General features: G+C 36.8%; 21 protein-coding genes. 14 read left to right on the forward strand and 7 right to left on the reverse strand.

Annotated features, from left to right (window positions below; translation table 11 throughout):
- Position 1: 1 nt before the first annotated feature.
- Complete coding sequence (locus tag AADJ06_RS08030; RefSeq protein WP_341225911.1) at positions 2-730, reverse strand: sulfite exporter TauE/SafE family protein; 729 nt, start codon at positions 728-730, stop codon at positions 2-4.
- A gap of 124 nt (positions 731-854) precedes the next feature.
- Between AADJ06_RS08030 and AADJ06_RS08035 the strand changes: the two genes are divergently transcribed.
- The 10 genes from AADJ06_RS08035 (at position 855) to AADJ06_RS08080 (ending at position 10,999) form a co-directional block, all read left to right on the forward strand.
- The gene (locus tag AADJ06_RS08035; RefSeq protein WP_341225912.1) at positions 855-1,925 is read left to right on the forward strand and encodes a L,D-transpeptidase family protein; all 1,071 of its coding nucleotides are present in this window, start codon (positions 855-857) and stop codon (positions 1,923-1,925) included.
- 79 nt (positions 1,926-2,004) lie between these two features.
- A complete protein-coding gene (locus AADJ06_RS08040; protein ID WP_341225913.1) occupies positions 2,005-4,422 on the forward strand; it encodes a heavy metal translocating P-type ATPase metal-binding domain-containing protein in 2,418 nt (805 codons plus the stop codon).
- Between the two features lie 3 nt (positions 4,423-4,425).
- Positions 4,426-4,563, forward strand: a complete 138-nt coding sequence (ccoS, locus tag AADJ06_RS08045) for a cbb3-type cytochrome oxidase assembly protein CcoS (protein WP_341225914.1) — start codon at positions 4,426-4,428, stop codon at positions 4,561-4,563.
- Between the two features lie 167 nt (positions 4,564-4,730).
- Positions 4,731-5,198: a hypothetical protein gene (locus AADJ06_RS08050; RefSeq protein WP_341225915.1), complete on the forward strand. Its 468-nt coding sequence runs from the start codon at positions 4,731-4,733 to the stop codon at positions 5,196-5,198.
- 17 nt (positions 5,199-5,215) lie between these two features.
- Positions 5,216-7,360: a cytochrome-c oxidase, cbb3-type subunit I gene (gene ccoN / locus AADJ06_RS08055; RefSeq protein ID WP_341225916.1), complete on the forward strand. Its 2,145-nt coding sequence runs from the start codon at positions 5,216-5,218 to the stop codon at positions 7,358-7,360.
- Positions 7,357-7,539, forward strand: coding sequence for a CcoQ/FixQ family Cbb3-type cytochrome c oxidase assembly chaperone (locus AADJ06_RS08060; protein WP_341225917.1), 183 nt, complete (start codon positions 7,357-7,359; stop codon positions 7,537-7,539). The genes ccoN and AADJ06_RS08060 overlap by 4 nt, the downstream gene beginning before the upstream one ends.
- Before the next feature lie 12 nt (positions 7,540-7,551).
- Positions 7,552-8,364 (forward strand): cbb3-type cytochrome c oxidase N-terminal domain-containing protein, encoded by an 813-nt coding sequence (locus AADJ06_RS08065; RefSeq protein ID WP_341225918.1) that lies wholly within the window; start codon positions 7,552-7,554, stop codon positions 8,362-8,364.
- Between the two features lie 11 nt (positions 8,365-8,375).
- A complete protein-coding gene (gene ccoG, locus AADJ06_RS08070) occupies positions 8,376-9,806 on the forward strand; it encodes a cytochrome c oxidase accessory protein CcoG (protein ID WP_341225919.1) in 1,431 nt (476 codons plus the stop codon).
- Between the two features lie 64 nt (positions 9,807-9,870).
- Entirely contained in the window at positions 9,871-10,302 is a 432-nt protein-coding gene (locus AADJ06_RS08075) for a FixH family protein (RefSeq protein ID WP_341225920.1), read from the forward strand.
- 1 nt (position 10,303) lies between these two features.
- Positions 10,304-10,999 carry a sulfite exporter TauE/SafE family protein gene (locus AADJ06_RS08080; RefSeq protein ID WP_341225921.1) on the forward strand — a complete coding sequence of 232 codons (696 nt, stop codon included), beginning with the start codon at positions 10,304-10,306 and terminating at the stop codon, positions 10,997-10,999.
- A gap of 62 nt (positions 11,000-11,061) precedes the next feature.
- Here the strand turns inward: AADJ06_RS08080 and AADJ06_RS08085 are convergent, their stop codons facing one another.
- The 3 genes from AADJ06_RS08085 to AADJ06_RS08095 form a co-directional block, all read right to left on the reverse strand.
- Positions 11,062-12,015: a sugar phosphate isomerase/epimerase family protein gene (locus tag AADJ06_RS08085; protein WP_341225922.1), complete on the reverse strand. Its 954-nt coding sequence runs from the start codon at positions 12,013-12,015 to the stop codon at positions 11,062-11,064.
- 116 nt (positions 12,016-12,131) lie between these two features.
- A complete protein-coding gene (locus AADJ06_RS08090) occupies positions 12,132-12,356 on the reverse strand; it encodes a DUF2905 domain-containing protein (protein ID WP_341225923.1) in 225 nt (74 codons plus the stop codon).
- Positions 12,357-12,386: 30 nt separating this feature from the next.
- Entirely contained in the window at positions 12,387-12,752 is a 366-nt protein-coding gene (locus tag AADJ06_RS08095) for a hypothetical protein (protein WP_341225924.1), read from the reverse strand.
- Positions 12,753-12,936: 184 nt separating this feature from the next.
- Between AADJ06_RS08095 and AADJ06_RS08100 the strand changes: the two genes are divergently transcribed.
- Positions 12,937-14,136 carry a PAS domain-containing sensor histidine kinase gene (locus AADJ06_RS08100; RefSeq protein ID WP_341225925.1) on the forward strand — a complete coding sequence of 400 codons (1,200 nt, stop codon included), beginning with the start codon at positions 12,937-12,939 and terminating at the stop codon, positions 14,134-14,136.
- Positions 14,133-15,185, forward strand: coding sequence for a response regulator (locus AADJ06_RS08105; RefSeq protein WP_341225926.1), 1,053 nt, complete (start codon positions 14,133-14,135; stop codon positions 15,183-15,185). The genes AADJ06_RS08100 and AADJ06_RS08105 overlap by 4 nt, the downstream gene beginning before the upstream one ends.
- Here the strand turns inward: AADJ06_RS08105 and rsmA are convergent.
- Entirely contained in the window at positions 15,174-15,947 is a 774-nt protein-coding gene (gene rsmA / locus AADJ06_RS08110) for a 16S rRNA (adenine(1518)-N(6)/adenine(1519)-N(6))-dimethyltransferase RsmA (RefSeq protein WP_341225927.1), read from the reverse strand. The two genes, AADJ06_RS08105 and rsmA, sit on opposite strands and share 12 nt — an antisense overlap.
- Before the next feature lie 103 nt (positions 15,948-16,050).
- Here rsmA and AADJ06_RS08115 point away from each other — a divergent pair, with 103 nt between their 5' ends.
- A complete protein-coding gene (locus AADJ06_RS08115; protein ID WP_341225928.1) occupies positions 16,051-19,254 on the forward strand; it encodes a PAS domain S-box protein in 3,204 nt (1,067 codons plus the stop codon).
- A 76-nt stretch (positions 19,255-19,330) separates the two neighbouring features.
- Positions 19,331-21,829, forward strand: coding sequence for a M43 family zinc metalloprotease (locus tag AADJ06_RS08120; protein WP_341225929.1), 2,499 nt, complete (start codon positions 19,331-19,333; stop codon positions 21,827-21,829).
- Between the two features lies 1 nt (position 21,830).
- Here the strand turns inward: AADJ06_RS08120 and AADJ06_RS08125 are convergent, their stop codons facing one another.
- Both AADJ06_RS08125 and AADJ06_RS08130 read right to left on the reverse strand, forming a co-directional pair.
- On the reverse strand, positions 21,831-23,336 hold the full coding sequence (locus AADJ06_RS08125) for a hypothetical protein (RefSeq protein WP_341225930.1): 1,506 nt from the start codon (positions 23,334-23,336) through the stop codon (positions 21,831-21,833).
- Between the two features lie 164 nt (positions 23,337-23,500).
- On the reverse strand, positions 23,501-24,745 hold the full coding sequence (locus AADJ06_RS08130) for a hypothetical protein (protein WP_341225931.1): 1,245 nt from the start codon (positions 24,743-24,745) through the stop codon (positions 23,501-23,503).
- Positions 24,746-24,815: the final 70 nt, after the last annotated feature.

Consider the following 24,815-nt stretch of genomic DNA (forward strand, 5'->3'; position numbering starts at 1 on the left):
GTTATAACAGAAACTTTACTACGCTAGTAATACCAACAATTAAGATTAACCAAAGAGCTATTTTCCGGAAATTTTCTTGAGAAATCTTATTGAGCATTTTCTTACCCAGCCAGGTACCTAAAAAAGAGATAATCAATAAGACAGGGGCTTTCCACAGCATATCTTTAGTGATATAGTCTTGTGAATAATAAACCACAAACCTGCTAGAGTCTACACCAAAATCTATCAGAGCAGATGTGGCCAAAAACGTGGCCTTTTCCACATTAAAAGAAGCTAAAGTTAGTCCTCTAATAGCACCACCTGTACCCAATACTCCAGCAGCTAAACCCGATAAACTTCCTCCTAAAATACCGTTTTGGTTACTGCGTTTTAGTGTAAAATCTGGCTTAAGTAAAAGAAAAAGCGAAAAGGCCACTAAGAAAAGCCCAAGTATTAGTGCCGGAATATCACCTTTTAAAAATTGCGATAAGTAAGCTCCTAAAACCACAAAAATAATACTCGGTATACCTATTATAAGAAATATGCGTCTATCCATGCCTTTAAAGAATAAGACTATTTTAGAAAGGTTACTAAAGACATGGTAAAGTGCTGTAAGCCCTAAAACGGCCTGAAAATCATAGAAAAAGCCCGCCATAGGCACAAAAAAAACGGAGGAACCAAACCCACCTATTGTTCCCAAAATTTCGGCTAGTAGCGTGAGAAAATAAAAAAGTAAATCAGCGATATTCAAAAGGTTTGATGTTTTACAATTATCAAATAGCGGAATTATATAAGGCTTCTTTTATGAGCATGCTCATAAATAGTCATGTTTAAACATATATTATCATAGTCAAATATAGGCTTGCTTTGATTTCATGAAACAGCTTTTACTACTATTTACTTTAATATGTTTTTCGGCTTATAGTCAGGATAACCTTCCATTATTAGCGAATGAAAGAAATATTAGTTTGCCACTAAATGCCAGAAATACTATAAATGAATTAGCCTATCAAATTCATTTTGGCAAAACCCCAAAACTCCTTTCTTATAATGCACTCAAAGAAAAAATTGACAGTTCTAATGTAGAGCAATGGTTAAAAGTAGCTACCAAAAGTTCTTCCATTGAACCCTTTTTAAGCCACCTAGAACCCGACTTCTCAGAATATACTTCAAGTTTAAAATATAAGTATCATCCAGATTACTATAAACTAGGCGAATTTCAGAACTTCTTTAGGTGGTTAAACAGGTATAAACATGACTCCTTTATTCTTATTAATGTAGCATCTAACGAACTCGTTTTTTATAAAAACAACCAGCCTTGGCTTAGTATGAATGTGATAGTAGGTACCGCAAAAAACAAGACACCTATTATGGCTACAGAAGCAGATGCAGTGATGGTTTACCCCTACTGGACCGCTACCAAAAACATTGCCTTAAATGAAATACTCCCTAAAGTCAAAGAAGATATCTCCTACCTAGATCGAAACAATTTTGAGGTGTTAAACGAAAAATATCAAATTATAAACCCTACCACTATCAAATGGGATAGCGTAAACGCCAAAAACTTCAAATATAAATTCCGTCAAGGTACTGGCTGCGATAATTCCCTTGGTCTTCTAAAAATCAATATCAAAAACCCATACAGTGTATATATGCATGATGTGCCTCATACAGTGTATAGTCAAGGGCTTTTTAGTAGGGATAGCCGCTTTTTCAGCCATGGCTGTATAAGACTTGAAAGACCATTAGACTTAGCAAAACTCCTTGAACCTAAAGAAAGTATTGATGATGATTTGCTTGAAAAATGTCTAATTAATCAAAAACCACGAATCATTGAATTAAAACAAAACACACCTATATTTGTTATGTATTTTACTGATTATATAGACCAAAACGGAACATGGAAGTCGGTTAAAGATTACTACAAAATAGTCAAATATGATTAAGGTCATATTTCTTAGTGAGGAATTGCAGTTTTCCTCCTTTTAGTACTAGTCATATTTGTAATGTACTAATTTACAGAGTATGTCAGCAGTTTTAGAAAAAGTTATATGTCATCATTGTGGGGAAAATTGCCAAGAGTCTGGCGTCTATTTTGATGACAAAAACTTTTGTTGCGTAGGCTGTAAAGCGGTTTATGAAATACTATCAGACAAAGATTTATGTACTTACTATGACCTTAACCAGCACGCTGGAGTAAGTTTAAAAAGTAAAAACTTCGATGGCAAATTTGAGTATTTAGGAATTAATGAAATAGTGGATGAACTCCTCGATTTCAAATCTAATAACCTACATAAGCTGAATTTATATCTTCCGGATGTACACTGTAGCTCCTGCGTTTGGCTTTTAGAAAACCTACAGAAAGTAAAAAAGGGAGTTATCAGTTCTAAACTCAATTTCACTAAGAAAGAATTAGAACTCGCTTACAGTCCTAACGATACTTCTTTAAAAGAAATAGTAGAGTTGCTAGCTACGCTGGGTTATGAACCTTTAATTTCATTAAACAATTCTGCTAAAAACGTTTCTAAAAAATCTAACAAGCTATTAAAACAAATAGCTGTAACAGGTTTTTGTGCTGGAAACATTATGCTGTTAAGCTTTCCAGAATACTTCAATTTAGACTTAGATAATGCCGTTGATGCCCAATATCAATCCTTCTTTCTTTATTTGAATGTCCTATTGGCATTGCCTGTTTTCTTCTATGGAGCTTCTGATTATTTAAAAGGAGCCTATATTTCTTTAAAAGAGTTGCTTGCCAAAAACACCAAGATTCTCAGTGTAGACATCCCTATATCTTTGGGTATTTCAGCCCTATTTTTTAGAAGTTTGTATGAAACCTTCTTTAACCATGGAGGAGCATACTGGGATAGTTTAGCTGGGCTCGTGCTTTTTCTTTTAGTAGGTAAATGGACTCAAACCAAAACCTTTGAGTTTCTTTCATTCGAAAGAAACTACAAATCATACTTCCCACTTGCTGTTCAAGTTGCATCAAATAAATCTACAGATTACAGAAGCGTAGAAAGCCTAAAAAAAGGCGAGGTTATGCTTATACACAATGAAGAACTAATTCCTGCAGATGCCATATTAACGGAAGGTAAAGCATATATCGATTACAGTTTTGTTACAGGAGAAAGCGAACCCATAAGAATAAATGAAGGCGAACTTATTTATGCTGGCGGTCGCCAAAAAGGAGATAACATTTGTCTTGAAGTTCAAAAAGAAGTGTCTCAAAGTTATTTAACGCAGCTCTGGAATAACGCGGCATTAAAGAAAAATGAAGTTAAACAAGACACTAAACTCTCTGCTGCTTTCAGCAAATACTTCACCTACATTACGCTAGGTATAGCTATTTCTACGGGAATCTATTGGCAGTTTAATGACCCTACTCTAGTTTGGCCAGCACTTACTGCAGTTTTAATGGTGGCATGCCCATGTGCTCTCACTCTTTCTATGCCTTTTACTATGGGAGCTGTTATGAATATTTTTGGGAGAAATAACTTTTATGTAAAAAACCCCGTAGTAATTCAGCAAATGTCTGAAATAGACGAGCTAATTTTTGACAAAACGGGTACTTTAACAAAAAGCAGTTCTTCTGAAATTCGCTATATGGGTGAACCTATAATTAGAGAAGAAAAAGCATTAATAAAAAGCCTAACAAAGCAATCATTGCACCCTATTAGTAAAATAATTTTTACCAATATGGCAGAAGCAGACATATTTAAAGCAGACTATTTCTATGAACACAAAGGAGCTGGTATAGAAGGCTTTGTGAAATCAAAGCACATTAAATTAGGTAGTGCTAATTTCTTAAAAATCCCTAAATCAGAGAGAGTAAAGGAAGCTTCCGTCTATCTAAAAATTGATAGAGTATTGAAAGGCTATTTTGTAATCAAGCCGAGTTATAGGGAAGGTTTAAGTGAAGTTTTAACAGAAGTAAACGGTGAATACAAAACCCAGCTTCTTTCTGGAGATAATAGTAAAGACAAAAAACACCTAAAAGGCTTTTTTGAGACAGAAAACCTCCACTTCGGATTAAAACCACAAGAAAAGTTAGACTTCATAGCCGAACTCCAAAATCAAAATAAAAACGTAATGATGCTAGGCGATGGACTTAATGACGCAGGAGCTTTAGGTCAAAGTGATGTGGGCATAGCTATTTCAGAAAATGCCCAAGCTTTCACTCCAGCTTCTGATGCCATAATGGACGCCGCTAAATTCAAGCTACTTCCTAAATTCCTTCTGTTTAGTAAAAAAGCAGTAAACATTGTTAAACTTAGTTTTTTACTATCTTTAGTATATAATTTTATTTGCATTAGTTGGGCCGTTACAGGGCAACTTTCACCTGTAGTAGCAGCTATATTTATGCCACTTAGCTCTATTTCTGTAGTACTATTTGCGATAGTTTTAACACATATTTCTGCAAAAAAACTTAAACTAGTATAAACCATGTCTATAATTATACTCTTAGTTATTTTAGCCCTTTTAGTAGCAGGAGGCTTCTTATTAGCATTTTTCTGGGCTACAGATGATGGTCAATTTGAAGATACCGAAACACCTGCCATGAGGATTTTAGGAGACGATTAACCAAAAAAAACTTTGAACGCATAACTTCTAAACTCAAATGCTCATTTTAAGTTTAGAATACTCCATGTGACTAAAATCATACTTTAGCCTTACCTACCTCATTCTTCTTTTTATAGCTCGCTTCTACTTTTGGGTCTTTACAATAAACACTCATTAAAACGAGAACAATGACAAGTAGCAAAATGCTTTTGCTCCATATCAAAGAGCTTAACGCTTATGAAAAAATGCTTCTTAAAGCTGAAAAAGAAATAAGCTCGATTCTAACAACAGTTAATCACCTGAAAACCAAAACCATTGGCGATAGCAAAAATGCTCTTAAAGTAGCCAAACTTTCTCAGGACTCCAACACTGTAAAAACTATAACTAGTAGACTTTTAGAAGAGTTTAACTTACTTTTCATACTCCAAAACAGTACCTCAAAAAAGGTAGTTTCAGGAAATATAGAAAGTATAAAAAACCACCAATACTTCAAAAACGAAATAGCATATTTCCGAACTAATTATAAGGAATATAAAAGCACATTAATTAAATTCGCTAGAGACTTTGAAGGTAAATATGACCAATGTCATAAATGCTTACGAAGCACGTCATGTTTCCTAAAAACGTGCGGTTCTAGTTTTACAATTGATAATTAAACAACAAATCAAGGTTTATGGATATAAACGTTACCACTGACAAATCAGGTGAGTCTTTAGAAGGATTTCACTATGACAATAAGATTGTCAAGGCATTTTTAATAGCCACGGTAGTCTTCGGAATTGTAGGAATGCTTGCGGGTTTGACCGCTTCCATTCAGTTATTTTTCCCAGCTGCCAACTTTAACCTGCCCTACACTACTTTTGGTAGAATGAGACCTCTGCATACCAATGCAGTCATTTTTGCATTTGTAGGAAATGGCATGTTTGCAGGTATTTACTATTCGCTACAGCGTCTTAGTAAGGCTCCTATGTTTAGCAAAACACTTAGCTGGCTTCACTTTTGGGGTTGGCAGCTTATTATTGTAGCTGCAGCCATTACCTTACCATTAGGTTTAACCACATCAAAAGAATATGCAGAGCTCGAGTGGCCCATTGATATAGCCATAGCACTAGTTTGGGTTATTTTCACCGCCAATTTAATTGGAACTCTTATTAAAAGAAGAGAGCGTCACATGTATGTGGCCATATGGTTTTACTTAGCTACAGCTGTTACCATTGCTCTTTTACACATTGTTAACTCACTAGCCATTCCGGTTACTTTATTTAAGAGTTATACTTTATTTGCAGGTGTTCAAGATGCCCTTGTTCAGTGGTGGTACGGACATAATGCTGTTGCCTTCTTCTTAACTACCCCTATTTTAGGTTTGATGTATTACTTCCTACCTAAAGCGGCTAACAGACCAGTTTATTCTTATAAACTGTCTATCATCCACTTCTGGTCTTTAATATTTATCTACATCTGGGCAGGTCCTCACCACTTATTATATACTGCTCTTCCTGATTGGGCTCAGAGTTTAGGTGTGGCTTTCTCTATTATGCTTTTAGCTCCATCTTGGGGTGGTATGCTGAACGGTCTTTTGACACTACGTGGTGCTTGGGACAGAGTAAGAGAAGACCCAGTTCTTAAATTCTTTGTGGTAGCAGTTACAGCCTATGGTATGGCCACTTTTGAGGGCCCTATGCTTTCGCTTAAAAACGTAAACGCCATATCGCACTATACAGACTGGACCGTGGCCCACGTGCACGTAGGTGCTCTTGGCTGGAACGGTTTCATGATTTTTGGAATGTTATACTACCTAATTCCGAAAATGTGGAAAACGAAATTATACTCTACCAAACTGGCAAATGCTCACTTTTGGATAGCTACACTAGGAATCTTGTTTTATGCATTGCCAATGTACTGGGCAGGTTTCACGCAAAGTTTAATGTGGAAAGAGTTTGATACTGATGGCTTCTTAGCTTATCCAAACTTCTTAGAAACCGTAACACAGATTCTTCCGATGTATGTAATGCGTACTATTGGTGGTACCATGTATTTGATAGGAACCTTTGTAATGGTTTATAACCTAATCAAAACCGCAGGTAATGGCGTTTTCCAAGAAGAGGAATATGCAGAGGCTGCAGCTTTAAAGAAAAAGGTAAAAATCACAGGCGGTCACTGGCATGCTATTTTAGAAAGAAAGCCCGTTTTATTCACAGTACTATCTTTTGTAGCAGTGCTAATAGGCGGGGTTGTAGAATTTGTCCCTACTTGGATAGTTGATTCTAACGTTCCTACTATTTCTTCTGTACAGCCTTATACGCCATTGGAATTAGAAGGAAGAGATATTTATATCAAAGAAGGTTGTAATAACTGCCACTCTCAAATGATTCGTCCTTTTAGAAGTGAAACAGAGCGATATGGAGAATACACCAAAGCTGGTGAACTAGTTTATGATCACCCTCACTTATTCGGGTCAAAAAGAACGGGTCCAGATTTACAGCGAGAAGGAGGTAAATACCCTAACAGCTGGCACTATAACCACATGCTAGACCCTAGCAGTATGTCTCCAGGTTCTATTATGCCTGCCTACCCGTGGCTGTTTGACAATGACGTTGACACGGAATTGATAGAAGACAAATTAGCGGCTATGCAAACCCTTGGCGTTCCATACTCTGACAAAGAGATTGAAAATGCTACAAGCACTATGCTAGAACAAGCAGAATTGATTTCACAAGATTTGGCCGAAGGCGGAATAGAGGTTAGCGAGGCAAAAGAAATTGTGGCTCTAATAGCCTACTTACAAAGATTAGGAACCGATATAAAAGTAAACCGATGATAAAGAACTACCTATCTGATATAGAAGGAGTAAGTATTTACCCCATCATATCGCTAAGCATATTTTTCATATTCTTTGTTCTGCTTGCAATCTTTGTATTCAAGTCTGACAAAAAATACATTACTCACATGGAAAACCTTCCTTTTGGCGACAGCGAAAGAAAGGGTTCTAAAGCTTAAACCAATCAGTCTATGAATTTTTCAATACAAACTGGAGAACAGTTATTCCAATTTATACTGTTGGTTGTTCTCATCATTTTTGCCATCATACTTCTTGGTTTGGTTATCAATGTGTTTCTCACTGCTCAAGCTATCTTATACAAGAAAGCGGGCATTGAAACTAAGGCCTTTTCTTTAGATTCCTTCTGGAAAAAAATTAAAGGTGAGGTACCAATGGAAATGGAATCTGAACTTTTAATGGACCATGATTATGACGGTATTCACGAGCTTGACAATCACCTTCCACCTTGGTGGTTAGGTATGTTCTACGCAGGAATCGTTTTCGCGGTAGTCTATATGTTTAACTATCATGTTTGGAAATGGAGCCCACTTCAAACAGAAGAGTACGAAATAGCTATGAATGAAGCAGCTGAAGAAAAAGCTTTAGCTCAACAAAATAGCCCGGAAACCACTATAGATGAAAGTGCCGTAGAACTTATTACCGACGAAACACAAATTACTAGAGGTAAGACTATTTATGACGGAAACTGTGCCGTATGCCACGGAAACCTAGGTGAAGGTGGTGTAGGACCAAATTTGACTGACGAATTCTGGCTGCATGGCGGAGACGTAAGTAGTATTTATCAAACAGTAAAATATGGTATTCCTGAAAAAGGGATGATTTCTTGGGAAGCTACTTTAAAGCCTGTTGATATGCAGCAAGTGAGTAGTTACATTATTACACTTCAAGGTACTAATCCTCCAAATGGAAAAGCTGCCCAAGGTGATAAATACACGCCTGAAGAGGCCACTGCAGAACCAGCAGAAGCCGAAGAGGTACTTTAAAATAAAAGACAATGCCTACCACTGATGTTTTTGAAGAGTTATACGAAGATGATGAATACCGTAATAGTCTAGCCACTGTAGACAAAGACGGGAAGAGAATCTGGCTTTATCCTAAAAAAGCCAAAGGACCTTTTCTTAATAAAAGGCTCTTGGCCACCATCGTATTTCTTACCATTTTCATCAGTGGTCCTTTTATAAAAATTGGCGGACAACCCTTATTGATGATGAACTTCTTTGAAAGGAAGTTCGTCATCTTTGGTCAATATTTCCTTCCACAAGACTTCGTTTTGTTTGGTTTAGGAATGATAATATTTGTGCTATTTATCGCACTTTTCACCGTAGCTTTTGGTAGAATTTGGTGCGGATGGCTTTGCCCTCAAACCGTATTTATGGAAATGATTTTCAGACCCATAGAAAACTGGCTAGAAGGTGACGGCAGAGCTCAAAAGAGATTTGACGAAGCTCCATGGACTTTTGACAAAATCTGGAGAAAAACACTTAAACACATCATTTTTATTGCCTTCTCTATCTTAATAGCCCATATGACCATGGCCTATATTATTGGGATAGAAAGTGTGAAAGAACTCATTACTCAATCTCCCTCTGAAAACCTTTCTGGTTTTATTGGCTTGGTGGTTTTTACAGGTATTTTCTATTTTGTGTTCACTAAATTGCGTGAGCAGGTTTGTATCGCTATTTGCCCTTACGGAAGGTTACAAGGTGTACTGGTAAACAGAGACACCATGACCGTAATTTATGATTACATAAGAGGAGAGCCTAGAGGCAAAATAAAAAAGAATGCTCCAGAAGAAACACAAGCACAAGGCGACTGTGTAGACTGTAAGCTTTGTGTGCAGGTTTGCCCTACGGGTATTGACATCAGAAATGGAATTCAACTAGAATGCGTTAACTGTACCGCCTGTATAGATGCCTGTGATGATGTTATGGAGAAGGTTAACAAGCCCAAAGGTTTGATAAGATACGCTTCTGTAGAATCGGTAGAAAAAGGAGTTCCTTATAAGTTCTCAAAAAGGTCTATTGCCTACAGTATTGTTCTAACTTTACTAATCGGCATTGAAGCTTTACTCATCATAGGTAGGGCTGATATAGAAACTACGGTCATGCGAGTACCTGGTCAGTTGTATCAAACTACTGAAAAAGGTACAGTTACAAACCTGTACAATGCCCAAATGGTCAATAAGTCTCAAGAGGAGATAAATGTTCAAATGAAATTAGTAGAACCAGCAGGAGAATTAAGAGTAGTGGGTGCAGAAAGCAGCATTAAATTACCTTCCGGCGAAAAAAGAGAAGTGGTTTTCTTTATAGAACTAGAAAAAGGAAAAGTTACCAGTACTAAAACAGAAGTGGTAATAGAGCTGTATGACGCAGAAGAAAATGTAGAGACTATAGAAACTACATTCTTTGGACCGGTGGCGAAATAGCTTTGGACTATAAAAAAATAGAATTACCGAGTAAGAATTTATCAATCTACAAAAAAACAAGAATATGAGTTGGGGAAAAGGTATTGCACTATTGTATAGCAGTTTCGTAGTCTTTATGATTGGTCTGGTTTATATGTGCGTTCAGCAGAAAGACATCTTTTTAGTTAGTGCTGATTATTATAAACAAGAGCTAGCTTACCAAGATAAAATAGACCAAACTCAAAACACATATGACTTAAGTGTGGAGCCGATTATCGATTATACAGAAACAGGATTAGCCATTACATTCCCAGAGGAGTGTAGCGAATCATCAGGAGAAGTAAGCCTTTACAGACCATCAAACGGCGACATGGACATCTCTATTCCATTTAAATTAAGCCTAAACAATACGCTAAACGTTTCCACAGATAAGCTTGAGAAAGGACTTTGGGTTTTAAAACTAAACTGGTCAAAAGACACAAAGAAATATTACTTAGAGCAGAAAATAACCATTTAATATGCTTTGGTCTGCCTTGGTTATGGGATTTTTTGGCAGTTTACACTGTGCTGGCATGTGCGGTCCTTTGACTCTTTTACTTCCAAATGATAAGAAAAAATACGCCACTTTTCTCCTAGGCAGAACACTCTATAATATTGGCAGAGTACTCACTTATGCCCTACTTGGCTTACTTATTGGCTTTATTGGCCAAAACACCACTTTCTTTATTTCTAAAGGAGTGCTTTCCGTATGGCTCGGCTTAATAATTCTTATTGGCCTATTAGTCTCTGGAAATTTCATTCAGAATAAATACCTCTACAATAAGTTAAGCAGCTTTACATCAAAGCTAAAATCTGGTTTCCGTAAGAGTTTTGAAGCCAACTACTTTACTGGTCAGCTCGTATTCGGGACTATTAACGGCTTATTGCCCTGTGGCTTAGTTTATGCTGCACTGGCAGGAGCATTTATTCAGTTAGACGCACTTTCAGGAGCGGCTTTTATGGCACTCTTTGGACTCGGAACAGTTCCCATGATGCTATCCATTTCTTTAGGAAGTGGCTGGATAAAAAAACGATTTGGAAACCGCATAAAAAATATAATTCCCGCCACTTATGCCCTCTTAGCATGCTGGCTAATATTTAGAGGAATTACTACCCAAAACCCAGACTTTCACGGACAAGGCGTAAAGGCTATAGTTCAGTGTTTCATACCTTAAAACCAACCTTCTAACCTAAAAAAAGGCCAGCTTTGATTTTTTCAAATGCTGGCCTATCCTTTTTATAATCCTACGGTAGCCAATGTCTTTTTTATAGCCGCCATATTAGTTTCTAAAGCAGCCTCATTTTCCATATCATTCAGTTCTTTGTTAAAAGGCTCGGTTCTTAAAGGTCCGTCATAACCAATAGCAATAACCCCTTCCATAAATTCTTTGATATTTATGATGCCAGTAGCCATTGGTAATTCCCTTTTCCCATCAGTTTGTTCTTTTCTTTCAAAACCCGCTCTAACGTCATTAATATCGCAGGTAATTATATCTTCAGGCTTAAGACTTTTTATGTCTTCAAGTGTGTCGTTTGCGGTATACCAATGAAAACTATCCAGCACAAAACCCACATTACTCTGTCCTATCTCGCCAATTAGCTCTTTACCCTCTTTCATACTCGCTATAAAAGGGTACCTCATGGCGGTCAATAAATCTCTGGTGCCAAGGTATTCTAAGCCAAACCTAATCCCATAATCTTTCATTACACGAGCACATTCACCTAGTCGGTAAGCATGCTGCTTCATGTTTTCATTATAGGTCAAGTCATCATGGCTAGATATTATCCAAGTGTTTATCCTAGTTGCTCCTTGTTTTGACATGACTTTACAGAATTTCTCTAAGTCCTTAAAATCATTATTAAACGTAGTATTATCTTTTCTAAAATCTACTGGCACATTAGTACTGTCGTAAGAAATACCGTGCTCTTTCATCTTAGCTGTATGCTCGTTTAGCTTGGCGTCAGAATAAGACTTCATTACTTCCGATGTGTAAGGGCTTATAGCTTCATAACCATATTTGATGGCGTAATCTAAGGTTTCACTTAGGTTAGATTTGACACCAATAATGCCAGGATTAAGAGCTAGTTTAAACTTTCTTTCAGCAGTTTGCTGAGCAAAAAGTGAATTAAGAGGAAGGCTTGAAGCCGCAGCAAAAGCAGCAGAAGATTTCAAAAATTGACGACGTTCCATTGGTAATTTTTAGTTTGTACTAAACCTAAATTACAAAAGGAAAGGAGTTTTGCGTTTCGCAGAAGCGTCAAAACTTCATTTTAATCGACTAAAAGATATGATGGGCTAAAAATGTATTAGAAAAAACGACGAACGAGGTAAATAACAAGGTTAAGCACAATACTTACCAAAATCATAGTAAGCACCGGAAAATAGATTTTGGTATTACCTTTTTCAAAGGTTAAGTCTCCTGGCAGTTTACCAAACCAGCCTAGTTTATCCCAAAAAAAATAAACCAGAACACCTATTACTAGAATGGTTATACCTGCAAATATGATGTATTTCCCTAAGTTTTGATTCATGGTTAATAGTTTCAAAACAAAGATACCAGTCTAATGTCCAGAAGCAAAAGCCCTTTGAAGCTCAGAACCTTTTGTGTTTTGATGTTCTAGTGTCCAACCCGAGGTGAAGCTAGTTTCCAAAATAGATTTACCCACCTTTCTAAACACCGAAACCTGAAGTCCTAGTTTTTCCCAAAACATTTCTTCCATCTCATGAACAGTCATTTGTGGTTCAATTGAGAAACTCTCTTGAATTTTCTTTCTACCATAGTCCTTAATGGTTTTCCAGCGAAAATTGCCTTCAATACTCTCTCCATTTCTAAAAAACTCTATAGTCAAAAAAGGAAAAAGTATATTAAACTTGGTCTCCACTTCCGCAATACTCATCTTAGGCAACACTTCCAATTTGTTAATCATTTTCATAGGTTCTGATTTTAAGACAAATGTGGAAAGTTCTATTCTCACTAAATATGAGCCTCGTCATTTTCAAAAATCAAATTCGACAGTATTTCTTATCATATCTTTTTATGATAATTGTCATATTTTAGGCTTCTTTAAGAACTCTACTTGCAGTAGCTTTTTAAGAACCCATTAATTCCCTATGAATAGTTCTCATCAATTTGACGCCGTCTTCCTTTATGCGAATGAAGCCATCATTATAACTAATGAACGAGGTGAGATAGTGCGTATTAACCCAGCCACAGAAAAGCTTTTTGGCTATAAAGATGCAGAGTTATTATCAAAACGAATTGATACACTAATCCCTGAAAGGTTTAGACACTCGCACGAAGGACATGTTAAAAAATACCATAAAAAGCCAAATCCAAGGTCTATGGGAGCAGGTTTAGACCTATATGCTCAGAAAAAAAATGGTAGTGAATTTCCGGTAGAAGTAAGTTTAAGCCCATGTAATATAGATGGCCGACCTATGGTCATTGCGTTTATTATTGACATTACAGAGCGTAAAAGAGTTGAAGTACAGGCAAAGGACTATCAATTAAAGTTAGAAAAAGAGGTTGAAGACAGAACGCTAATTCTTCAGGAAGCCATTGAAAAATTAGAAAACACGAAGAAAAAATTAGACGAATCGCTTCAAAAAGAACGAGAGCTAAACCAGTTAAAGTCAAGGTTTATTTCAACAGCATCGCATGAATTTAGAACACCTCTAGCTACGGTACTTTCATCACTCACTTTAGTAGAAAAGTATATTGAACTAGAAGATAAACCTAAACAAGAAAAACATCTCTCCCGAATTAAAAAATCAATTTTAAACCTGACAGACATATTAAACGATATACTTTCTGTCAATAAAATTGACGAAGGTAAACTGGTCACTAAACCTTGTTTTTTCAACTTAAATAAGCTTTTGGAAGATTTAGTTTCTGAATTAAACCTTATTGCCAAGCCTGGTCAAAAGATACTTTTAGACGTAAATGAGCCAAACGAAATTGAAATTAATCAAGACCCTAAGTTGCTAACACATATTTTAAGCAACCTACTTTCAAACGCCATAAAGTTTTCAGACATGGAAACCAATATATACGTTTTGGTAACAGCTCCTAGTGACGACATTTCAATAAGTATAAAAGACGAAGGAATAGGCATTCCTGAGTCAGACTTAGAAAACCTTTTTACCAGGTTTTTCCGTTCAGAAAATGCAGGTCAAATACAAGGTACCGGCCTCGGGCTTTCTATTGTGAATCAATACGCCGAACTGTTAAACGGAAGTGTAGAATGCAAAAGCAAACTCAATGAAGGCAGTGAATTTACCTTAACCATTCCTAAAATACTTGAATCATGAAAAAGATACTTTTAATAGAAGATAATTTAGAAATCAGAGAAAACACCACCGAGATTTTAGAGCTTGATGGTTTTGAAGTCATCTCGGCCGAAAACGGAAAAATTGGTGTAGAAAAAGCATTGGAAAGCGTTCCTGATTTAATCATCTGCGACATAATGATGCCCGTTTTAGATGGTTATGGTGTGCTACATTTGCTTTCTAAAAATGTCAAAACCGAAGGAATTCCATTCATTTTCCTTACTGCAAAAGCAGACCGTGGAGACTTCAGAAGAGGTATGGAAATGGGAGCAGATGATTATATCACAAAACCATTTGAAGAAACCGAGCTGTTAAACGCCATAGAAAGTCGACTCAAAAAACAGAAACTTATTGACAAAAAATATAAGCAAATGAAAGGCTTAGAAGAGCTTGTCAAAGATGTGGGTGGCGATGAAGATCTTAAAATTCTTAACCAAAATAGAGAAATAAGAAACTACCCTAAAAAGTCTGAGATTTACCGCGAAGGAGCATATCCGCTTTACTTATTTTATATTGAAAAAGGCAGAGTAAAGACCTATAAAACCAATGAAGACGGAAAAGAACTGATAGTCGGCCTTTATGGTGAAGGCGACTATTTTGGGCATGTAAACCTGATGACTGATGAATCTTATTCAGAGTCCGCAGCTCCTATTGAGGATTGTGAAATTTCACTTATTCCCAAGTCCGACTTTAACGATTTGCTGCATAAAAACAGACAAGTCTCTCAGAAATTCATTGGTATATTATCTAAAGAAATAAAGGAGAACGAAGAACAACTCATAAAGCTGGCTTATAACTCTGTTAGAAAAAGAGTATCAGAAGCTTTGGTAAAATTCTTTGAACCTATGAACCCAGAAAACTTAAAAGTGGGTATCAAAATAAGTAGGGACGACATCTCAAATGTAGCCGGCACTTCGCTTGAAACTGCCATCAGAACCCTCTCCGACTTTAAAGATGAGAAACTGATTGAAATAGTTTCAGGTAAAATCAGAATTCTGGAAATGGAGAAACTTAAAGCTTTAAGAAATTAAGTTGGTAAGCTCTACAAACTCCTGATAAGTAAGTTGTTCCGCTCTCTTTTGAAGATTAGGATGCTCAAAATCTATTCCCATAGGTTTTAGGGCATTACTTAGCATTTTACGGCGTTGGTTAAAACCAGTTTTCACTACCGTGAAAAACTTCTTCTCGTCGCAGTCGAGCGTCAAATTCTTATTTCTTACCAATCTAATTACACCAGAATCCACTTTTGGTGGTGGGTCAAAAGAAATTGGTGGTACATCTATGTGATAATCTATATCATAATAAGCCTGCAAAAGCACACTTAAAATTCCGTATTTCTTACTTCCAGGTTTTGACGCTATGCGTTCTGCCACCTCTTTTTGAAGCATACAAACTACCTCGTCTACAATGTCTTTGTCTTGTAAAACTTTGAAAAATATCTGTGAAGAAATGTTATATGGAAAATTACCAATGACACCTATTTTTTCATTTTCTTCCAAAGCTAGCTCTTTGGTAAGCCACATATTCAGCACATCTTCATTATAAACACGGCCTTTTAGTGCCGGAAAGTGCTCATTAAGGTAAACCACAGACTCACCGTCCAGCTCCACCACATGCGTTTCCATGTCATCACGTTCTAATAAATATTTGGTCAATACACCCATTCCTGGGCCTATCTCCAAAACCTTTTTATACCTACCTTCAGGCAAAATCAATTCAACAATATCTTTCGCTATGCCTTCATTGGTTAAAAAATGCTGACCAAGATGTTTTTTAGCTCTTACTTTTGCCATTAAAAAAACGGATAATTAGCCCCAAAAATAGCTATTAATTCTTAGTTTTAGCTGTTTATTAACTCCAAGGATATCCTTAAAATACTTCTAGTTCATCGCTTCTATGCCAAAAAAAAAGACAGCATTTGCAGAATTCGACCCACTTCAAGACCTAATTGACAACACCTCCGAAGTGGTGATGATGCTATCACCAGAATTAAAATTCCTTTTTGTCAATAAAGCTTTTAGAGAAGCCTATGGTTTTGCTTCAGAAGAGGTTATCAGCATGTCATTTATGGACATCATACATCCGCTGTCTGTAAAAGATGTAAAAAGTAGGCTACAGCTAGTTCAGCAAGGGAAACCTGTATCAAACTTTCAGATGATTACCCGAAACAGAGATGACAAAAGGGTTTATCTAGAAGGAGAAATAACCAGTAGATTTGAAGATGGTGAGGTCGTAAATTATAGATGCCTTTTTAGAGATATTACGCAGCGAAGAAGAGCTGAAAGAGCTCAAGATTTATACTACTCTATAGCTCAAGCTAACTTAAAGACTCAAGATTTAAAAGAGTTTTTAAAAATGGTGCATGAAGAGCTTCAGAAAAAAATATATGCCAATAACTTCTTTGTGGCTATATATGAGCCAGAAGATAGCTCCATATATTTTCCTTATAGAGTAGATGAACAGTATCCCACACCTGTGGAAGACAGAAGAAAACTAGGAAGTGGTATTGTAGAATATGCCATGGTGCAAAACAAGCCATTGCTTTTTTATAAAGAAGAGTTTGAAGAACTGGTCAAAACTGAAAAGATCTTCCTTTACGGAAAAGAGCTTCCTGAAGTTCAGGTAATTGTGCCTTTAAAGGTCAATGACAAAACCACGGGAGTAATTGGCATCAAATCATACACTGATGCCACCAAGTTTAGCAGTAGAAACCTTGAGCTTTTAGAGTTCGTGTCGGGTCAGGTAGCTCTTGCTTTGGTAAGAAAAAAATCTCAAGAAGACCTTTTTATACAAACAGCTCGATTAAATGCCGTTTTTGATAGTAGTTCGCACCAAATATGGACTGTTGATAATAAGCGACACTTAAGCTCTTTCAATAAAAATTATGCAAAACTTATAGAGGAGCAGCTTGGCAAACCACCTGCTTTAAACGTGAGTATTGAAAAAGTGGGTTGGAAGTTAATCAACCCAGAAGATAGACCATTTCTTAGAGAGATGTACAGCCTAGCTTTTCAGGGTAAAGCCCAATATTTTGAAATGCACTGGGGTGGTCTTGACGGCGGCGAAGATTGGTATGAGTTTTACCTCAACCCTATCATGTCTACAGATAGTGGTAAAATCACCGAAGTATCTGGTATAGCCAGAAATGTTACTGAAAAGAAAAAGGCTATACTTTCTATTCAAAAAAGTGAAGAGAAATTCAGAAATATCATTGAGTCATTTATTGACATTTATTACCGTACTGATTTAGCCGGAAACGTCACCATGATTTCTCCTTCAGTATTGACTCACACTGGTTATTCTTTAGAAGAAGTTATTGGAAATAAAGTAGATAAGTTCTTTGAAAATGCTCAAGACAGCTCGCAAAACATTAAAACACTTTTAAAAACGGGAAGTATTACCAATTTTGATGTTACCGTAAAAAGGAAAGATGGTTCTGTGCGTCAATTCATGTTAAACATCAGAATGATTAAAGACAAACGGGGGCTTCCTTACGCTGTAGAGGGAATTGCCCGTGACATAACGGAGCTTAAAAATTATGCTAATGAGTTACAAATAGCCAAGACGGAGGCCGAGCATTCTCTTGCAGTCAAAGAGCGTTTCTTGGCCAATATGAGCCATGAGATAAGAACCCCAATGAATGGCATCATTGGTATGATAGATGTTTTGAATGAAACACCACTTGAACTGGAGCAAAAGGATTATGTAAATACAATCAAAAAGTCTTCTCAAACCCTTTTAACCATTCTGAATGACATCCTAGATTTATCGAAGATAGAAGCTGGTAAAATGGATCTTCATTTGGTAGATTTTGAGTTAGAAGAAATATTGAAAACACTCATTGCTCTTTTTAACCAAAAGGCCTTTGAAAAGGGAGATACCATCAAATATGAACTTGCCAGCGATGTTCCCAAATATGTAAAGGCTGACCAAACAAGAATTCTTCAAATATTGTCAAACCTTACTTCGAACGCCATAAAATTTACCGAAAACGGTGAAATCAAAATTACAGTAAGTCTTGTAGAACAAAAAGATAAAATATCTGAAATCAAATTTGAAGTAATAGATCAGGGAATAGGTATCACCAAGGAAGACCAAGATAGACTTTTCAATGCGTTTCAACAATTAGATAATTCTACCAGCAAATCTTTTGGCGGAACAGGTCTGGGCTTGGTAATTTCTAGAGAACTAAGCCAAAGAATGAAAGGCGAAATGGGTGTAAACTCAAAAGTGGGAAAAGGAAGTAACTTCTGGTTTACCTGTAAACTTGAAAAAGTAAGAAGACCATCTAAGGAGAGTAAATCGACGGACGACAGCATAAAACTTACAGATTACTTCACAGAAATACATCCCAAAATATTACTGGTAGACGACAACGACGTTAATAGAAAAGTAGCAAGAGAAATACTAAAACGCTCTGGCTGTGAAATGGAAGAAGCCGATTCTGGCAAAAATGCCATCGCTATTTTCGAAGCTGCTCAAAACTTTGACCTCATATTAATGGATATTCAAATGCCTGAAATGGATGGCATTGAAACTACTAAAATACTTAGAGAACGCTTTGCCAAAACACTGCCAAAAGTAGTGGCTATGACCGCTTACTCTATGCAAGACGACAGAGAGAAGTTCCTTAATAGCGGTTTTGATGGCTATGTTTCCAAACCCATTAGAGCCGCCACTTTAATAAAAACCGTGGAAGACATGGTGAGAGGGGAAAATGTTTCAAATGCAAAACCTAAAAAGGTGAAAGCTTTTAATTTAGATGATGTTCCTTCTTTTGACAGAACAGTTATTGATGGTTTAAAAGAGATGGTTGGCCAGGAAATGCTAATTTCTGTGTTTCAAGACTTTCAAAAAGAAGCTACAGAACAGATTGAAAATACAGAGGACGCTTTTAAAAAGAATGATGTAAAAACCATTCAGCAAGAGCTTCATACGCTAAAAGGTAATTCGGGAACCATAGGGTTAATGAAAATTCATGAGATAGTTAAGGCCATTGAAATTCCAGCCAAAACAGGGAATCTTGAAAATTTTCAAGAAAATTTCAATTTACTTAAAGCAGAATTCATTGCCGTACAAAAAGATTTTAACAGCCTATAATTCTTATTAAAAGCATTTTAGTAACTTTGTTACACTAAGTGCTTACTTAGAAAATCAGGAAAAGTGAATCTATAGAATGAAATTTACCAAATGGATAGCCACTGCGGTCTATCTATTTATTGGTTTTAGTTTTACCACTAATGCTCAGCTAAGCTGTGGAACTGCCCCTAGCCCTTTTGAAAAAGTAGAGCTAAAATCGCTCTTACAAGACAATACCAAAAACTTACGCCGTCCTAATTATAACCTCGCTGTAAATGCGGTTATTGTTCATTCTGATACTGCCCTATCCGCTTTTGGACGCTCAGAGGTTAATATACTTTTAAACCGAGCCAACCTTTACTTTGCGGAAATAGGTATTCAGTTTATTCTAAAAAACGCCGAAGTAAAAGACGTTTACAACAGCAAACTTCAATCGTTTAAAAGTGCTGACGAACTAGAATTAAGAAATGAGTATGACTTTTCAGATGCCATAAACATATACTTTGTCAAATCTATCACTAATAAAGATGGCTCCACTTTAAATGGCTACAGTGCCCTCCCAACCTATAAAGCTGGAAGCAATAGCGTTATTTTAAGTTATCAAAACAACAGTCCTGAAAACTTCCAAATATTAAAAGACAAGACTTTTCTGCATGAATTAGGTCACTATTTTGGGCTTTTACATACTTTTCAAGACGGAAACCATGCTGACATCACAAAGAGGGAGCTGGTCACTAGAGGCATAAACACAAACTGTGTTTACACAGGTGACGAAATATGTGATACACCCTCCGATCCTTTTGAAAGGCTCTCTAATTTCACAAACGTTAATTGCTCTCAAGCATTCCCAGAAGGTTTAGTAGATGCCAATGGAGAAGTTTACCTTCCTGTCTATGATAATTTAATGTCATATCATGTGGGCTGTGGTGATAATTTTACGCAACAGCAATATGAAAGAATGGAAGCTGCTTTGGCCATCAGATTGTCGCCAAGTGCTGAATATCAAATCACGAGTTTAGAAGCAAACTTTGTGAGCTTAAAAGCCCCTAAAAAACAAGTATACTGTGCAGGAGAAAAAGTAAGTCTTGGAATTTTAGCCAGTGGTACATTCGAAAGTGACAATCATTACACGCTTGAATTCTCAGACCAAACAGGAGATAATTTCCATGACGTAGAAGCCACTTTTTATCAAGACAGCTTACACTTTATTATTCCTGAAGAACTGGTTCCGGGTTTAAATTATAGATTCCGTTTAAAAAGCTCTTCCCCTGAAGTGAGCAGTTTCCCTACTGAAAATATTCAGATAAAAACTAAAGGACAAATTTCGCTTTATTCTAATCGCACTATTACTAATAGTGGAGAGTTTGTCAACCTAAAAGTAAAAACTGTAGGAGGTGGCCCTTGGAGTTTTGAATTATCTGACGGCAGAATATTCGAAAACATTAATGTACCTGAATTATCCATAGCCACCCTAATAAATGAAACCAGTACTTTCTCCTTAGAAACTGCGACCCGAGCCTGTGCTTTAAGCATAGATAGCACTAAAGTCACTATTGAAGTAGTTCCCCCTGCTATTTCTATTTCCAGTTCTTTTGTTACTGATATTTGTAAAAAATCCGTTGTTAAAATCCCCGCCAGGGGGCTAAATATTGACAAAATCTCTTCTTACACTATTGTTTTAAACGGACAGAATAAAAGCTATATCGTAAAACCGACTATCTCCACCACATCTGTCAACTTTACAGTGCCAGATGAGATAGAAGAGGGACAGACCTTTAATTTAAAGATAAATGGAGATGGTTTAGGAGATTACAGCGAAACCTTTGAGGTTAATATTTTTGAAGCTCCAAGCCAGCCAAAAATAATCAGTCCGGTTAAATATTGTTTTAATTCCACTGCTACTTCGCTAACTGCGGAAGGAGATAGTTTAAGATGGTATTTTGCAGAAAATGATGGCATTCCCTATCCTTCTATTACACCTAAAACTGCAGAACAAGGTATTTTTTATTACTATGTTTCTCAAATATCTGAGAAAGGATGCAGCAGCGAAAGGAGTAAGATAGAGGTTCAAATAAAACCACCAGTTACGGCTAACATGAGCGGGGGCGGCACTATTGTTAATGGGGATTCTACAAAATTAAGATTTGACCTGACAGGAGAAGCCCCGTGGAATTTAGAAATGGAAGATGGTACTTTACTAACAGCCGAAAGCCAGACCTTCGAATATTATGTGAAGCCAAATAACTCCACTGCCTACACTTTAAAAAAAGTAAACAACCACTGTGGAAATGGTTTTGTTTCTGGCCGTGTAGAAGTGCAGGTGATACTACCACTTGCCTTAAATGAAGAACCAAAAAATGCATTTGTAGCCTTCCCTATTCCAGCGAAAGACTATTTAGACTTAAGACTGGACGAAACGAACGAACACTTACTCTTAGAGCTTTACAGCTTTACCGGACACTTGCAGTTAAAAAGAAAACCCTTGTTTCAAAATGGCCTAGCAAGAATAAAGCTTCCAGCTTTAAACGCTGGAAGCTATATTATAAAATTGACCCGTGGTACAGAAACTTATTACAAAACTATTGTAGTGCGTTAGTTTAGAAAAAAGTACCTATTGTAAAAGATAAATTACCGCTCTTATTAGAAATCAAAGAAGAGTCAAAATCTACTTCATTTGACAAAACATAAGGTGTATAAGCACTATCAAAGGTATTTGCAGAGTAAGCTGCGTCTATAAAAAACTTAGGTGAGCGATAACCTAAACCTCCAGAAACTATAAGCTTACTTCTATCCACACCATCATTGGCATTTATTGGGTCCCCCAGATAATTCAAACCACCTCTTAACCGGAAGTTTGATTTTCTAAGTTCCAACCCACCTTTAATATTTACCACATTATTATAATCACTGGCTATTGCATTTGTTTGCTCATCAGACCATTGGCTAAGATCTTTATTTTTAATACCCATGCCTTTATAACCTACATATTCCGCTTGAACGCTTAGCATACCTATTTTTTTAGGCAACATATATGAAACGCCAGCATTTGCCCTTAGCGGCGAAGTAATGTTATATTTGAAATCATTAGGAAGGCTTTCCACAGTAGTGTATAAATTATCTGGCTCAATAGCTCCTTCTACTGGGTTAATTTGTACTGTAGAATAAAAAGTTTCTTTGGCACCTAAAATGGTAGGCGTAGTTAAGTTTACACCAACATTAACATTTCTTGAAGCTTTAAATATTGCTCCCAAGCTCAAGTTTGCACCAAAACCACTGACTATTAAATCATCTGAAATCATAAATTCATTAATAACCTCCGCATTATCAAACTGTTCATAATGATCACTCTCCATGTTATAGTTTAAGGTCTGCAGACCTAGGCTAGCTCCCAAATAAGTTTTGTCTCCTAAGTTGGCGGCATAAGATAAATTTAACTGCCCCAAATTTCCAGATTCCGAAACAACGCCCTCTTGATAAACTGGCAAGGTAAGTTCACCTACTGTGTACCCATCTTCAAAAGGATTAATCAGATAACTCCAATAGTACATGGCCTCTCTTGTATCTGCAAATCCTTGATTTGGAACATTACTCGGTTGAAACTCATTATCTAAATCAGTAGGAGTAGCACCACTATTACTTGTCTCTAAGGCAAAAGCATCCATTATAGAACTCCTTTCATTGGTTCCAGAATAGGCATGCTCATTGTTGAAATTAACAAGTGTATTATAACTTATTCCAAAGTTCGAACGCTTTATTTTACCACTACGTCCTGGCTTACTAAATACTACTGACGCTTGTCCTAAGCCAAAGTTCGAAGAACTTCTGTTTGATGAGGTTCCTAGGTAAGTTGAAGTAGTTGTTAAGTTTCTAAAAACAGGACTTATGCTAAACTCCGACCTGTTATAGAAACCAAGACCAGCAGGGTTTACTATACTACTACTAGCATCACCTCCTAATGCTGTAAACGCTCCTCCCATGCCTAAACTTCTTGCAGTTCCGTAATTATTGTATTGAGAAAAACGGAAAGCGTCTTCACCGTACTGAGCTTGCACAAGTGACAGGCTAAGTAAAGTAATAGATAAACTTAATATTAACTTTTTCATATAATTTGTATTTGTTGATAGAAGTGGTTTCATAACGTACAAAATCCAATTTCTATTTCCTCCGGCTTAAATTTCACAAAAATACCCCGCCAAAGGTCCGTTTGGAATCAGCGGGGTAAAATTTATAAAGACCTACCACCTTGAGTGGTTTTCTAAAAGCTATTTTATCTAGGTCTTGCAGAAGAAGAACTGCTTCTGCTCGAGCTTGAAGAACTAGAGCTTCCTCTTGAGTAACTACCCGCTGAACTTGAACTTCTTGTTGAAGTTGCCGGTCTTGAGTAACCTGAATTACTTCTAGTAGGTGTACTACTTCTAGAGTACCCAGAGTTTCTAGATGTTCCAGAATTTGTGCTCGGCGTATAACTTCTTGCTCTAGTAGCTGTTCTAGAATAAGTATTTGCACTACTAGACCTAGGAGAAGCAGAACTTCTGCTTAAACCTGAATTAGCGGTGTTCCTAGTTGAGCTAACGCTTCTTGCTGCGTTTCTTGAATACGCATCATAAGAAGCAGGTCTGCTGCTTGCGGTAGTGTACGTTCTTGCGTTTGAAGCTGCCGCCGACCTTGAGCTCGCCACAGTTCCACGTCTTACGCTTGATGTTGATGTTACCGGTTTTCTAGTGTTAGTAAAACCATCATTATACATGCTTGAAGCTCTTCCACTACTTCTTGGACCATAACTTCTGTTCCCAGAAGCTCTAGAGTCATTAGCTAGCACTGGCTGAACACCATAATAAGGACTTCCGAAACCTCCACCGTATGCAGAATATCTTCCAAAAGAACTGTAACCCCATGGACTATATCCAAATGAGTTATAACCAAATGGGCTGTACCCAAATGAATTCATACCACCGAAACCGAAACTGTTGATTCCATAAAAACCTCCATAGGCCATAGAACCCATTCCTAAATAAGAGCCAAAACCTGAATTAAATGGAGAAAATCCAAAAGGAGAGTATCCGAAAGAATTATAACCATAACCACCAAATGGATTATTGAAAGAATTCCAGCTATTTAAATTTCTAGAGCCACTCCATGCATAATCATTCCATCCTTCTGCGTATCCTTCAGCATAACCTGAAGTATAACCTGCATCTGGAGTATGTGCTCTTTTTAAAGCATTGGCAGAAACATAATTTTCATCAAAGTAGGTATCTGTACCTTCTACAGATTCACCTACCACAGAAGTTTCTACTGGTACACGGTCATAGGCATCATTATATTCAGAAAGATACTCTGGAGCGTATGCATTAGAATTTGAAACTGAAGGAGCGTAAGCCACAGGAGCATCAGATGATGTGCCATACATATCATCATACTCACCCGAACTAACTAAAGTTTTGCTGGTAGAACAACTAGTGATAGCTGCACCTGCAAACAATGACAAAGCGATATATTTTATATTTTTCATAAACGTATTATTTAAAAGGACTGAACCAATCTTATATCTAAGATGCAAAAACTCGCTGAATGGTTGCGTG

Source organism: uncultured Arcticibacterium sp. (assembly GCF_964021845.1).
In the GTDB taxonomy this organism is placed as follows: domain Bacteria; phylum Bacteroidota; class Bacteroidia; order Cytophagales; family Spirosomataceae; genus Arcticibacterium.

Coding starts and splice junctions, on each gene's coding strand:
- AADJ06_RS08035 (WP_341225912.1), top strand. CDS start 855: ATGAAACAGCTTTTACTACTATTTACTTTAATATGTTTTTCGGCTTAT.
- AADJ06_RS08040 (WP_341225913.1), top strand. CDS start 2,005: ATGTCAGCAGTTTTAGAAAAAGTTATATGTCATCATTGTGGGGAAAAT.
- ccoS (WP_341225914.1), top strand. CDS start 4,426: ATGTCTATAATTATACTCTTAGTTATTTTAGCCCTTTTAGTAGCAGGA.
- AADJ06_RS08050 (WP_341225915.1), top strand. CDS start 4,731: ATGACAAGTAGCAAAATGCTTTTGCTCCATATCAAAGAGCTTAACGCT.
- ccoN (WP_341225916.1), top strand. CDS start 5,216: ATGGATATAAACGTTACCACTGACAAATCAGGTGAGTCTTTAGAAGGA.
- AADJ06_RS08060 (WP_341225917.1), top strand. CDS start 7,357: ATGATAAAGAACTACCTATCTGATATAGAAGGAGTAAGTATTTACCCC.
- AADJ06_RS08065 (WP_341225918.1), top strand. CDS start 7,552: ATGAATTTTTCAATACAAACTGGAGAACAGTTATTCCAATTTATACTG.
- ccoG (WP_341225919.1), top strand. CDS start 8,376: ATGCCTACCACTGATGTTTTTGAAGAGTTATACGAAGATGATGAATAC.
- AADJ06_RS08075 (WP_341225920.1), top strand. CDS start 9,871: ATGAGTTGGGGAAAAGGTATTGCACTATTGTATAGCAGTTTCGTAGTC.
- AADJ06_RS08080 (WP_341225921.1), top strand. CDS start 10,304: ATGCTTTGGTCTGCCTTGGTTATGGGATTTTTTGGCAGTTTACACTGT.
- AADJ06_RS08085 (WP_341225922.1), bottom strand. CDS start 12,015: ATGGAACGTCGTCAATTTTTGAAATCTTCTGCTGCTTTTGCTGCGGCT.
- AADJ06_RS08090 (WP_341225923.1), bottom strand. CDS start 12,356: ATGAATCAAAACTTAGGGAAATACATCATATTTGCAGGTATAACCATT.
- AADJ06_RS08095 (WP_341225924.1), bottom strand. CDS start 12,752: ATGATTAACAAATTGGAAGTGTTGCCTAAGATGAGTATTGCGGAAGTG.
- AADJ06_RS08100 (WP_341225925.1), top strand. CDS start 12,937: ATGAATAGTTCTCATCAATTTGACGCCGTCTTCCTTTATGCGAATGAA.
- AADJ06_RS08105 (WP_341225926.1), top strand. CDS start 14,133: ATGAAAAAGATACTTTTAATAGAAGATAATTTAGAAATCAGAGAAAAC.
- rsmA (WP_341225927.1), bottom strand. CDS start 15,947: ATGGCAAAAGTAAGAGCTAAAAAACATCTTGGTCAGCATTTTTTAACC.
- AADJ06_RS08115 (WP_341225928.1), top strand. CDS start 16,051: ATGCCAAAAAAAAAGACAGCATTTGCAGAATTCGACCCACTTCAAGAC.
- AADJ06_RS08120 (WP_341225929.1), top strand. CDS start 19,331: ATGAAATTTACCAAATGGATAGCCACTGCGGTCTATCTATTTATTGGT.
- AADJ06_RS08125 (WP_341225930.1), bottom strand. CDS start 23,336: ATGAAAAAGTTAATATTAAGTTTATCTATTACTTTACTTAGCCTGTCA.
- AADJ06_RS08130 (WP_341225931.1), bottom strand. CDS start 24,745: ATGAAAAATATAAAATATATCGCTTTGTCATTGTTTGCAGGTGCAGCT.